This window comes from Ferviditalea candida, from assembly GCF_035282765.1.
Classification (GTDB): Bacteria; Bacillota; Bacilli; order Paenibacillales; family KCTC-25726; genus Ferviditalea; species Ferviditalea candida.
Window position 1 is genome coordinate 53151 of the sequence record NZ_JAYJLD010000004.1, and the last position, 12459, is coordinate 65609.

Annotated in this window: 10 protein-coding genes; 7 read left to right on the top strand and 3 right to left on the bottom strand. The window is 48.5% G+C overall.

The window, feature by feature from the left end:
• Positions 1-17 precede the first annotated feature (17 nt).
• The 5 genes from VF724_RS03945 to VF724_RS03965 all read left to right on the top strand — a co-directional run bounded on the left by VF724_RS03945 (position 18) and on the right by VF724_RS03965 (position 6748).
• Positions 18-1580, top strand: coding sequence for a methyl-accepting chemotaxis protein (locus VF724_RS03945; RefSeq protein ID WP_371752919.1), 1563 nt, complete (start codon positions 18-20; stop codon positions 1578-1580).
• Positions 1581-1595: 15 nt separating this feature from the next.
• Positions 1596-2018 (top strand): chemotaxis protein CheW, encoded by a 423-nt coding sequence (locus tag VF724_RS03950; protein WP_371752920.1) that lies wholly within the window; start codon positions 1596-1598, stop codon positions 2016-2018.
• A gap of 4 nt (positions 2019-2022) precedes the next feature.
• Positions 2023-3978: a chemotaxis protein CheW gene (locus VF724_RS03955; protein WP_371752921.1), complete on the top strand. Its 1956-nt coding sequence runs from the start codon at positions 2023-2025 to the stop codon at positions 3976-3978.
• Between the two features lie 42 nt (positions 3979-4020).
• On the top strand, positions 4021-6036 hold the full coding sequence (locus VF724_RS03960) for a methyl-accepting chemotaxis protein (RefSeq protein ID WP_371752922.1): 2016 nt from the start codon (positions 4021-4023) through the stop codon (positions 6034-6036).
• Between the two features lie 139 nt (positions 6037-6175).
• Positions 6176-6748 carry a lysophospholipid acyltransferase family protein gene (locus VF724_RS03965; RefSeq protein ID WP_371753050.1) on the top strand — a complete coding sequence of 191 codons (573 nt, stop codon included), beginning with the start codon at positions 6176-6178 and terminating at the stop codon, positions 6746-6748.
• A gap of 72 nt (positions 6749-6820) precedes the next feature.
• On the opposite strand, the gene VF724_RS03970 is transcribed toward VF724_RS03965, so the two are convergent.
• From VF724_RS03970 to cls, 3 genes are all read right to left on the bottom strand, one after another.
• On the bottom strand, positions 6821-7021 hold the full coding sequence (locus VF724_RS03970; RefSeq protein ID WP_371752923.1) for a cold-shock protein: 201 nt from the start codon (positions 7019-7021) through the stop codon (positions 6821-6823).
• A gap of 189 nt (positions 7022-7210) precedes the next feature.
• The gene (locus VF724_RS03975; protein ID WP_371752924.1) at positions 7211-7942 is read right to left on the bottom strand and encodes a 3D domain-containing protein; all 732 of its coding nucleotides are present in this window, start codon (positions 7940-7942) and stop codon (positions 7211-7213) included.
• Positions 7943-8303: 361 nt separating this feature from the next.
• Positions 8304-9761: a cardiolipin synthase gene (gene cls / locus VF724_RS03980; protein WP_371752925.1), complete on the bottom strand. Its 1458-nt coding sequence runs from the start codon at positions 9759-9761 to the stop codon at positions 8304-8306.
• A 137-nt stretch (positions 9762-9898) separates the two neighbouring features.
• Between cls and VF724_RS03985 the strand changes: the two genes are divergently transcribed.
• Both VF724_RS03985 and VF724_RS03990 read left to right on the top strand, forming a co-directional pair.
• Complete coding sequence (locus VF724_RS03985; protein WP_371752926.1) at positions 9899-11158, top strand: helix-turn-helix domain-containing protein; 1260 nt, start codon at positions 9899-9901, stop codon at positions 11156-11158.
• A 99-nt stretch (positions 11159-11257) separates the two neighbouring features.
• A complete protein-coding gene (locus VF724_RS03990; protein ID WP_371752927.1) occupies positions 11258-12442 on the top strand; it encodes a M20 metallopeptidase family protein in 1185 nt (394 codons plus the stop codon).
• Positions 12443-12459: the final 17 nt, after the last annotated feature.

A 12459-nucleotide genomic window follows, 5' to 3' on the forward strand; every position in this document is an offset into this window, starting at 1 on the left:
AAACGGAGTGAACGGCTATGAAAATCAAAATGAAGCTTTTATTGGGTTATTTGGGTGTCATTCTTATTTTTACAATTGGTTTAATGGTTATGTTCATGCAGCTGAAAGGCATTGAGGGAAATATCGGGGAAATGGATAGAAGGTCGGAACGATCCTCTGATGTTAGTGAAGTATTCAGCATTCACAGGCAAAAAATCATCGAATTGATGGAATATATCATTCATCCGGATCCCGGGTTTATTAAAAAATTTCAAGAGCAAATCGCAGAACAGGAAAAGCTGTTGACCAAGATTGAACCGAAAATGAAAACAGACGAGCAAAAGAAATCCTACGCGACCATAGTGAATGCCAATCAAGTGCTGAACGACGCATTCCTGAAGCAAATCGTGCCTGCGGTGCAGAACGGCAATCTCAATGGGGCCAAGCAGATCAATGATACCGTCATTCGAGACCAAAGAAGCGTCATCCTTGATGCTGTCGGTAAATTGGTGAATTCGGTAAATGATGAATTTAACACCGCGAAGCAAGAGGCGAATTCCAGAGCTGCTCTATCGATCACGATATTATTTGCGATCATCATTGTTTCCATCGGGGCCAGCTTGGGAATCGCCATGTTCATGGGAGCCCAAATCACCGGTCCGATCAGAAGAGTCCAGGAGACCAGCGAACGGATCGCCAAAGGAGACTTGAGCGGAGAAAAGGTCAAGGTCACATCCAAAGACGAAGTGGGCGCGCTGACACAGGCAATGAATACGATGGCCGAGAACATGAAGGGGCTGATCGGCTCCGTGGCCATGAATGCCAACCAGGTCGCCGCCGCGTCCCAGCAGATTTCCGCCAGTACTGAGGAGATCGCCGGGGGCAGCACGAATCAGGCGGCGGCAGCGCAGACGATGACGGAATTGTTCAAGGAGCTGTCGATTGCAATCAATACGGTCGCCGTCAGCGCGGAGGAAGCCGCCAATCTTTCGAATCAGGCGGTCAATATTGCGCAGGAAGGCGGACAAGTGGTCCATCAGTCGATTAACGGGATGAAAGCCGTCAATGAGCAAATCTCGAAGCTCGAGGAAGACTCCAACAAAATCGGAGACATTATTGAGGTCATCGACGACATTGCCGAGCAGACGAATCTGCTTGCCCTGAATGCGGCGATCGAAGCGGCCAGGGCGGGAGAACAAGGCAGGGGTTTCGCGGTCGTCGCCGATGAAGTCCGGAAATTGGCGGAACGGGCCGGGGAAGCGACCAAGCAGATCACCCAAATCATTAAAGGCATGCAGAACAATACCGCACATAGCGTGAAGGCGGTCGTTGACGGCTTGGCTCAGTCGGAGAAGACCGGGAATGCGTTTGAGAAGATCATCGCCATGGTCAACAGCACCTCCTTCAAGGTCAATGAAATTGCTGCGGCCAGTGAAGAGCAGGCGGCCCAGTCCGCGGAAGTGATGAACACCATCGAGACGATCGCCGCGGCCAGCGAGGAATCCGCCGCCGCAGCGGAGGAAACGGCCTCGACTTCACAAGCTCTTGCCCAGCTGGCGGACGAGCTGAATCAGTCGGTTTCCGTGTTCAAAATCAAGTAAGGGTGGTCATTGAAGATGGAACAATATATCGAATTTGGCATAGCCAAAGAGAAATACGCGATCAGAATCGAAGATATCCAGGAGATTATCAAAAAGCAGGAGATTACCGAGGTCCCCAACACCCGGCCTTATGTCAAAGGGGTCATCAATCTTCGCGGAAAAATCGTGCCTATTCTGAGCTTGCGGCATTTATTCGGGCTGCCGGAAGAAGAATATTCGAGATCCACACGGGTGATTGTCGTCAATCATGTGGAAGAGACGGTAGGGATTATTGTAGATTACGTAAACAAGGTGGCTACCTATCCGGATATTCAGCCTCCTCCGGATCGGGTGGGGAGCATCCATGGAGCCAATTTCACCGGTGTCGGATTATCGGAAACGGGCCTGGTCGGCATATTGAAGCTAGATCAGGTGTTGGTCCAGGAGAAGGAGGCCTGATTATATGGCCGAGTTGACGGAGTATTTGGAAGTTTTTATTGAAGAGATGGAAGAACAGCTGCAGGAGATGGAAAAAGAAATTCTGGGCTTGGAGGCTGGCGGGAATTCGGCGACGGGAGTTCAGGCTTTATTCCGTGCGGCGCATACGCTGAAGGGCTCCTCTGCAGCCATGGGGATCGAACCGGTTCATCAACTGACGCATGAGATGGAATTTGTGCTGGACAAGGTGCGCAGCAAGCAGTTGGATGTTACTCCTGCACTGATCAATCTGCTGTTTTCATGCTTGGACCATTTGCAGCAGCTAAAGCAAGAATACCTTTCCGGAGAGGGGATATCGACCGATATTTCCTCTTTGGTCCGCGAAATGAAGACGTTGGAAAGCGCCGGGCCAAAGTCGGAAGAGGTCATTAGCGAACCGGTGTCGGATGCGGACATTTCTGCCCGTGCAGCGGAAGCGGAGCGGCAGGGTCTTCACGTGTATCTGGTTCATATCCAGCTGGCTCCGGAGTGTATGATGAAAGCCGCAAGAGCTGTGGTCATTGAACAGAATATGGCGGAGAAAGGAAAGGTGCTGCAGGTCTTTCCCTCCTTGCAGGGCAATGATCCGGAAGATGCCCAATTCGAAAGGCTGCAAATCGTATGGGCCACTTCGCTGGAAATCCCGGAAGTTCAGGAGTATATTCTTGCTTCGGCGGACGTGGAGACGGTGCATGTCGAGGACTATTCAAGCGAAGCGACATCCAAAGAGAAAGAGAATCTTCAGCCGATAGTGAATTCGCAAAAAACGCAATCCTCCATCCGCGTGAATGTGGATCGTCTGGAGCATTTGATGAATTTGGTCGGCGAATTGGTGATTCATCAAACACGCATCCATCAGGTGGAGCATTTGCTCAGCCAGCGTTATGGCGATGAGGCGGTGGAGGAATTGGAAGGGATAACGGATCAAGTTTCGCGAGTGATCGGGGATCTGCAGGAAAGCGTGATGAAGATCCGGATGCTGCCCATCGAACAATTGTTCAATCGGTTTCCGCGGATGGTCAGGGATTTGAGCCAGACGCTGCATAAAGAAGTGGAATTGGTGATCGAAGGCAAAGAAACGGAATTAGACCGCACCTTGATTGAGGAGATCAGCGATCCGTTGATTCATCTTATTCGAAACGCGGTCGATCACGGGATTGAAGCGCCGGAAACGAGAAGCAAGTTGGGCAAACATCCGAGGGGGCTGCTGAAGATTCAAGCCGCCCACGAGGAGAATCAGGTGGTCATTACAATTGAGGATGACGGAAAGGGTTTGGATCCGCATAAGCTCAAAAGCTCGGCGCTCGCCAAGGGAATCATTGGGGATGAAGAGGCTGCCGGCTTGACTGATCAGCAGGCGATTCAATTGATTTTTCGTCCCGGATTTTCCACGGCGTCCGCAGTAACTGAAGTATCCGGGCGCGGGGTCGGGATGGATATTGTCAAGAATCATATCGAGAAATTAAACGGAATGATCGATATTGAGACGGAGCTCGGGAAAGGAACGCGGTTCAAGATCAAGCTGCCGTTAACGCTGGCGATTATTACAGGCTTGCTAGTCAAATTAAATGAACAAACCTTCATTCTGCCGATGAGCAATGTCGCGGAAATTGTGCGCATTCCGCAGGAGCAGATCGAGACGATCAAGGGACAAACGGTGGTCGTGATCCGGAATCAGGTGATTCCGTTGGTATGGCTTCACGATTCCTTCAACATTCCCCGGCCGGAAAAGCAGCGCAAAATGCTTCCGGTGGTCATTGTGGGGATTGCGGAAAAACGGCTGGCCTTGATGGTGGACGAGCTGATCGGGAATCAGGAGATCGTGATCAAGTCGCTGGGGTCCTACTTGGGCAAGGTGAACGGAATTCTCGGAGGAACCATCCTGGGAGACGGGCGCGTCGCGATGATTCTGGAAGTATCGGGAATTCTCAAGATGGTATGACTATGGACTTATATGCTTTAGATATATAAAGGAGTGGAAGAAATGAAAAGCATTAAAACCAAAATTATGGTTTTGGTTTCTCTTATTTTGATTTCGGTTTTATTGATTCAAGGAATGATGAGCTTGTACATGACGAAGAGCGAAATCGAGAAACAGGTGAAAGGCACGATGTCGCTGCAAGCCAATCAAATCTCGCAATTGCTCAACGGGATGGAATATAATACGAAGCTTTTGAAGGAACAAATGATGTCGGGTTACGACAATAGCATTAAAAATCAAATGGATGTTGTGATAAGCATTTTAAACTACTACTATAACAAATCGAAAAACCAAGGATTATCGGAAGCGCAAGCCCAACAAGAAGCTATTGCCCTGCTGCGCGAATTAAAATACGGGAAAAACGGATACTTTTGGATGGACAATACGAACTATAAGCTTCTGCTGCTTCCTCCCACACCTGAAAAAGAAGGGATGGACAGGGAAAATCTTACCGATCAAACCGGCAATAAATTTATCAAGCAAATGGTAGACGGCGCGATGAAAAGCGACGACAGCTTTGTGAATTATTATTTTCCAAAACCGGATGATCCGTCGAAAGCCTACCCCAAAAGAGGTCATACCCGTCTGTTTAAACCATGGCAGTGGGTTCCGGGTACAGGAAATTACATCGATAACATTGACAATGAGATGAAGAAATACGAGGAGGCGATGAATGCCGACTTTCAAAAAAAGATCATGGAGCTTAGTGTGAACGGATCCGTTTCGGTTGTGAGCGCAGAAGGGACAATTCTTCACAATACGAATAAAGAGCTGGTCGGACAAAAAATCAAGGTCAAGGATACTCGAACGGGCGAAGACGTCATTCAAAAAATCATCTCCACGAAAGATGATTTTATACAATACAGCACACAAGATCCGGAATCCGGCCAAATTCAGGATTTCATCGCCTACGTTAAATTCGAACCGGAATACAATAGATATATTGCCGTTGCAAAGGATAAAGATTTTATCTTTGCGGGAACGGATGCAATAACCAAGCAATTCATTATGCTTCTTATCGCGGCGACTTTGCTCACTTTATTGGTCGTTTATTGGTTTGCCCACAGATTTACAAAACCTATTGCAACCGCAACGGATATATTGCAGCGTGTCGCTTCAGGGGACCTTCGGGTAGATGAGCTAAAGGTAAAAAATAAGGATGAGATCGGCACACTTGTAAATCATCTTAATCAGATGGTTCAAAATTTGCGGGCGCTCATAGGGACGATAATGGCATCTGCGCAAAATGTTGCTGCGGCGTCCCAGCAAATATCCGCCAGCACGGAGGAAATTGCCGGCAGCAGCACGAACCAGGCGGCAGCAACTCAAACGATGACGGAATTGTTCAAGGAGCTTTCGATTGCGATCAATACGGTCGCCGTCAGCGCGGAGGAAGCCGCCAATCTGTCGAATCAGGCGGTCAATATCGCACAGGAAGGCGGACAAGTGGTTCATCAGTCCATTAACGGAATGAAAGCGGTCAATGAGCAAATTTCAAAGCTTGAGGAAGACTCCAACAAAATCGGGGACATCATCGAAGTTATCGGCGACATTGCCGAGCAGACGAATCTGCTCGCTCTGAATGCGGCGATTGAAGCGGCCAGGGCCGGCGAACAAGGCAGGGGCTTCGCCGTTGTGGCCGATGAAGTCCGGAAATTGGCGGAACGGGCAGGGGAAGCCACCAAGCAGATCACCCAAATCATCAAAGGCATGCAGAGCAATACTTCACAAAGCGTGAAGGCGGTCGTAGACGGCGTAGCCAAATCGGAGAAAACCGGGGAGGCCTTTGAGAGGATCATTGCCATGGTCAATGATACCTCCTTCAAGGTCAATGAAATCGCTGCAGCCGGTGAAGAGCAGGCGGCTCAGTCCACGGAAGTGATGAACACCATCGGGACGATCGCCGCGGCCAGCGAAGAATCCGCCGCTGCAGCAGAGGAAACGGCCTCGACTTCACAATCTCTTGCCCATCTGGCGGACGAGCTGAATCAGTCGGTTTCCGTGTTCAAAATCAAGTAACATCACCGCACCCGAAAAGGGTGCTTTTCATTTCATCCGCCATTTTTGAAAATGATATAAGGGGGTTTGCCGGAAATCGGGGGATTGTGTATTCTATGTATAAAAGCATTCCAATCATGGAGGTACTTCCTTGTACAAAGTGGCATACAGTGCCGTCAAGGTGCTGCTGACCTTGACGCTGAAAATTGAAATGGTTCATCAGGAGAAACTGCCCGCTTCAGGAGGCTATGTGCTCGCGGCTACACATAAGGGCTGGCTGGACGTATTATGCATGGGGCGATTGATCGAGCCGCGTCCGATTCATTACATGGCCAAGAAGGAATTGTTCGAAAAGCCGCTGATCAGGGCCCTTTTAACCCGCATCAACGCGTTTCCGGTCAATCGTGAGAATCCCGGACCCAGCGCAATTAAACTTCCGGTTCAATTGCTTCGGAAGGATCAAATCGTGGGAATTTTCCCGGCCGGGACCCGTGGCGGGGAAAGCCAGCAGCTCAAAATGGGGGCGGTCACAATTGCTTTCAAAGCGGGTGTCCCGATTGTCCCCGTCAGGTATGAAGGACCGCCCAAAATTCGCCTGAGCTTTTTCTTTCGCAAAGCAAAGGTTCGAATGGTTGTAGGCGATCCGATTGTTGCCTCCGATTCTGAAGATAAAGAGGCAAAGGAGCAGAGGGACGAAATGATGGAGCGGTTGAATCAGTTTTTGGGATCCTGAGGCTTATTCATGATAAAAATGAAAAAAGAACTGCCCGATACCGGTCAGTTCTTTGATTAGCAAAAGCAGGGATTACAGTTTCACGACATTTTCAGCTTGAGGACCGCGATTTCCTTGAACAACATTGAATTGAACACGTTGACCTTCGTCAAGGGTTTTGAAGCCTTCGCCTTGAATGGCGCTGAAGTGAACGAATACGTCTTTGCCGCCTTCAACTTCAATGAAACCGAACCCTTTTTCCGCATTAAACCATTTTACAGTACCTGTTTCCATGTGTTGCATACCTCCAAAATAAATTTGCATTCGTGTAAAGAAAAAATTCACATTTAAGAAGAGTATCCTAAAGTGAAGTGATAACTCTTTATAAGATGTGAATTAACGACTTCATTTATACGAATGTCTTATTATAACATATATTTCTTGAAATGGCAAAGCATTTCGGGCGAGAACGGCCAAGCTGATTCAGCTTGCGGTTCGCTTGTCGGGGACGGACAATACATAGACTTTCGCGTTCTTTTTAACTCCGAATCTAAGCGCTTGTTTGACGTCGTTCATAAAGACGTCCACGCGCGCGCCCTTTATCGCGGATCCGGTGTCCTCCGCCCTGCGGATACCGATCCCCTCGATGTATACCGTGGAGCCTAACGGAATGATCGACGGATCGACCGCAATGGTCCGTCCCTCCCGGGCCCTCGTACCGCTGAAGGTAATTCCGTACTCGGGATGCGATGGCGTTTTGCCGGTGGATTCGACCCCGGCGGTATATGCGGTCAAGGTTGCATGGATCACCTTGAGAAAATTCCTCTGCTGCTCTTGACTTGCCGTTTGTACCGGAGTCTCGCGCTTGCCGGACGGAAGCCTCAGGATTTGTCCCACTTGCAGAAGTCTTGGATCGTCGATGCCGTTCGCTGACATCAATTGATCCACCGTAGTTCCGTAATTCATCGCAATCCGGTATAACGTATCTCCGGCTGCAACCGTATATCGCTGCTCAGGATGGGATGATTGCGCTTCGGTTAATTGCAGTTTAGCCTGTTCCACAAAGGAAACGTTACTTTTGCTTGGACCGGAAGAATTGATAGGTTTGCAATAATAGATATGGTCATCCACGATAAAACGGGCATAGGCGGGAAACGATAGGCAACTTGCGGCGACCAAAGTAAGGCAGACCGTCAGAACAAGTTTGTTCCTCATGACTCTCTTTCCTCCCAATTTCGAAAAAATGTTTGCTAGAAACAGATTTTCCATAATTGAGAGAAAATATACGTTCTGATAGTCAGGAGTCTGTCCGACGAAAGCAAGATCGTGGATATTTATTCAATTTAATCGTTATTTTCGGAAAGGGGATGGCACTGCACCGCTGTTTAAATCAGGAATAGGATTCGATTTTTGCAGTTAATTCTCGGTTTTAAAGGCGTACAAGTTTTCGCAGAAAACTGCATCGGGAGCGTAAGCTTAAACTTTTCGTGCTCATTGCCTTATTCCTTCATACACCATTTGAATAAAAAATCACGAAAATCAATCGGTCGGACAGACTCCTGAATTCTTGTTGCTTTTACAAAAGCGGGGACAGCAGTCTCGACAGCGACTCTTTCATTCTGACGGAAAGCGGCCGGCTGCTGAATTCGGGGAGGGTCAGTTCTTTGCATTCATACAAATCCTCAACGAACTGACGGTAAAGCTGTTCGGCGACGCCGGAGTCGTAAATGAAGGCGTCGGTTTCGAAATTGAGCCTGAAGCTTCTCAAATCGACGTTGGCCGTGCCGACCAGGCCAATCCTGCGGTCGACAACCATCGTTTTGGCATGCAGGAAGCCTTTTTCATACAAAAAGCATTTTACTCCCGCCCGCAAAAGCTCTCCAAGATACGCCTGCGAAGCCCATTTGACCAGCTTGTGGTCGGTTAAGGACGGCAGCATGATATGGACGCTCACACCGGACAAAGCTGCGATTTTCAGCGCGTCGAGAAAGCTTTCGTCAGGGATGAAGTAAGGCGATTGAATGGAGATGGTCTCCTTTGCGGCATAGATCATTTTGAGAAAACCGTTCTTCAGATGCTCCAGATCGGAATCGGGACCGCTTGAGACAATCTGGACTCCCGCATAACCGTCCGGGGTAATTTCCGGAAAATATCTGGCTTCATGGGGGAGCGGTTTGGCCGCGGCCAGACTCCAATCCGTCAAAAATTGTCTTTGCAGCCCGTGAACGGCTGTTCCCTCCATTTTGAGATGCGTATCCCGCCAGAATCCGAATTTTCGATTCAGACCGAGATACTCGTTGCCGATATTGAAGCCCCCGATATACCCGATTTTTCCGTCGATAATCGCGAATTTACGGTGGTTTCGATAATTGATATGAACATTGAAAAAAGGAATTCGGGATGAGAAAAATGACGCCACCTCTCCGCCGGCGCTGATCAGCTCGCGAAAAAAACGGCGTGACAGCCAGGATGATCCGACCTCATCATACAGCACTTTGACGTCTATGCCTTCCTTGGCTTTTTTCGTTAAAGCCTGCACAACCTTAGCGCCCAACTCGTCCGGTTTAAAAATATAATAGAGAAGATGAATATGATCCTTCGCCGCTAGAATGCTCTCAAAGAGAGCATCGAATTTGTCCTTTCCGTCCACAAATAAGCTGATCTTGTTATCCTGAGTAAAAACGGAATGGGCCGCTCGCAAGTTCATATGGATAATGTCCCGGTAAGGCTCCATGTGCCGGTCATGAAAGGCCAGCGCGCCGGATTCCAAAATACGGATTTGTTCATGGGTGATATCATGGATATCCAAAAGTGCCGTCTCCTTAGCTTTCTGCAGTCTTCGAAGCTTGAGCTTTTGCCCCAAAAACAAATAAAGCATGAACCCGATACCGGGGAGAAACAGCAGCACCATCAACCATGCCCAGGTGGCAGCGATATTCCGCCGTTCAAAGAAGATGATCGTTGCGGCCAGCACCAGATTGAATAAGGACAGTATGGAATAGACATTGATAATATTGATGAGATCCCCCGACAAATCAATCACCCCGACAAATCTACTTAGCTTAATTTTGCAGAACATATTGTATTTTTGCAACAATTCCAGTATAATTCAGCTATGAATTATTTAAGGTCTATATAAGGACATAAAGGACATAAAGGAGTCCGTGCAGGATGGTTAAAGTTGCCGTTATTGGTCCGCAGGAAATTGTGCAGCGGGTTATGGATGAAGGCGGCCAGCTGGCCGAATTGGAATTTCACCCTGTCCCGTATGTAAGAGAAGCAGATTCTCTGGAAAATTCCCTGCTGATTGATCACCAGGTGGATGTGATCCTGTATACCGGTCCGGTTCCATATACGATCGCCAAGAAAAATGCCCGCAGCCTGAAGTCCGCATTAATGTATATCAACTATGGAGGCACGGGTTTATACCGCGTATTGTTTCAAATGGTCAAAGACGGTTTTATTCAACAAGGAACCGCGAATAGAATCAGCATCGATTTTTTGAACAGCGAAGAAGTGATCGGAACCTTTGAAGAATTGGAGATCGACTATCGTCAGCTGGAAATTCTCGAATTGAAAGAGTTTGTTTCGTCGGATGAAATTGTCGAGCGCCATTTACAGTTATGGAAGAACGGCAAGATTGACAGCGTCATCACTTGCATTGTTTCGGTGTATAAGAAATTGAAGGAACTTGAGGTTCCCGTATATTGCATCATGCCTACCCGCACTTCGATCATGGCTTCATTAAGATTGGCACTTGTCAATGGGAAATACAAAACCTCCGAAAACAATCAGATCGCAGCCTGTCAATTTTCGTTGGAAGCAACGGGAAATCGCGAACAGCTGTTGAGATTCATGTCAGACGCTCTGCAAACCTCGATGCAGCAGGTGGCGGAAAATATATATCTGGTTTTTACGACAAAGGGCTTGGTATTATCCCTTACGGAGGGTTTGAAAAAGCTTCCCGGATTCATGAAGAAAGAACATAAGATTCATATGGGGATCGGCATTGGAATTACCGCCAAGGAAGCGGTTCTCCGCTCTTATATGGCTTACCAAAAAAGCGAGGATGAAGGAGACAACGTTCTTTATGTGATCGGCGACGAAAATTCGGTGATTCGAATCGCCGGTTTGGAGGAGCATGCCGAGCGGATGGAGTATCAGAGCCGTACCTATGACGAGATCATACGCAATATAGCAAGCGAGACCAAGTTGAGCATATCCACCCTGTCGAAGATCAAATATGTATCCGAGGCTTTGGGAAAATACGATGTAACCGCTCTCGAACTGGGAAAACAATTGAATATTACATTAAGAAGCGCCAGAAGAATCCTCAAAGCGCTTGCGGACGAAGGATATGCCCAAGTGATCGGCGGGGAACAGCCCATTCTGAGAGGAAGACCGAGGCAAATTTACAAACTGTTGATTTAATGACTGGAGCAGGTTGAATAAGTTGGTTTTTTGGCTACAATTACGGACTATATAAGGACATTATTAGAATAATTGGAAACAAAAGCGGCAGGTGAAAATATGGAGACGAATAATCAAAGATGGATGCTGGATGCTGAATTGGCTGACAAACAAACGGAATGGTACCGCCATTTTCACAACAATCCCGAACTGAGCATGCAGGAATATCGGACGACTCGGAAGATCAAGGAACTATTGTCTGAAATGGGTATATCCCTGCAAGCGCTTTCGGGCGAGCTCGGCGCGATCGGGGTTATTGAAGGCGGCGGTCCGGGACCTGTAGTCGTGCTTCGCGCGGATATTGATGCACTGCCGATTGAAGAAGAAAGCGAGCTTCCTTTTCGCTCGAATGTGAAGGGCATTTCCCATATGTGCGGGCATGATTTTCATACCTCCGCGCTATTGGGCGCGGGCGCCTATTTGTTGGAAAACAGGGATCAGTGGGGCGGCACGGTGAAATTATTGTTTCAGCCCGGTGAAGAGACGACAGAAGGGGCTAAATATATGTTGAGCAAAGGGGCGCTGACGGGCGAGGAAAAAGCGGTTTTTGGCCTGCATAATGACCCGTTGCTGGAGGCGGGAACAGTCGGCGTCAAGAAGGGGCCGTTCTTTGCAGCCGCAGATACGCTGCATATCATAGTCCGGGGTTTGAAGGGCCATGCAGCCATGCCTCATCTCACGATCGACGCGACTGTCGCGGCATCGGCGATCGTCATGGGTTTGCAAACCGCAGTCAGCCGGAACGTCGATCCGCTTCACCCGGCGGTTGTCACAATCGGATCGCTTCATTCCGGTCAAGGGCATAATGTCGTTTCCCATTTGGCCGAAATGTGGGGAACCATGCGTACGTTCTCCAAAGAAACGAGACAGAAATTGATACGGATTGTCCCGAGAATCGTCGAACAAATCGGCGAAGCTTACGGGGCTTCGATTGAAATGGAGATTCTGCCGCAAACGCCCGCTGTTTTCAACGACGATCGCATCACCAGCGAATTTATATCTTATTTATCGGCAAATCTTCCCCAGGTTCGGGTGAAGGAAGTCGGGGAGGTCATGGCCGCGGAGGATTTCGCCGTTTATCAGGAGAAGGTTCCCGGGTGCTACTTTCTGGTTGGTACCCGGGACCCCGAGAAAAATGTGATCGAGCCCTGGCATCATCCCAAATTCAAGGTGAATGAATCGATGATTTCGCTCGCTTCCGCACTGTTGATTCAAGCCGCCTTGAGTCAATTGCCAAAGCTGTAAATTTATTATAAATATCG

Bases quoted from the DNA above. Each gene is read 5' to 3' on its own strand.
- VF724_RS03945 (WP_371752919.1), top strand. From the start codon at position 18: ATGAAAATCAAAATGAAGCTTTTATTGGGTTATTTGGGTGTCATTCTT.
- VF724_RS03950 (WP_371752920.1), top strand. From the start codon at position 1,596: ATGGAACAATATATCGAATTTGGCATAGCCAAAGAGAAATACGCGATC.
- VF724_RS03955 (WP_371752921.1), top strand. From the start codon at position 2,023: ATGGCCGAGTTGACGGAGTATTTGGAAGTTTTTATTGAAGAGATGGAA.
- VF724_RS03960 (WP_371752922.1), top strand. From the start codon at position 4,021: ATGAAAAGCATTAAAACCAAAATTATGGTTTTGGTTTCTCTTATTTTG.
- VF724_RS03970 (WP_371752923.1), bottom strand. From the start codon at position 7,021: ATGGAAACAGGTACTGTAAAATGGTTTAATGCGGAAAAAGGGTTCGGT.
- VF724_RS03975 (WP_371752924.1), bottom strand. From the start codon at position 7,942: ATGAGGAACAAACTTGTTCTGACGGTCTGCCTTACTTTGGTCGCCGCA.
- VF724_RS03985 (WP_371752926.1), top strand. From the start codon at position 9,899: ATGGTTAAAGTTGCCGTTATTGGTCCGCAGGAAATTGTGCAGCGGGTT.
- VF724_RS03990 (WP_371752927.1), top strand. From the start codon at position 11,258: ATGGAGACGAATAATCAAAGATGGATGCTGGATGCTGAATTGGCTGAC.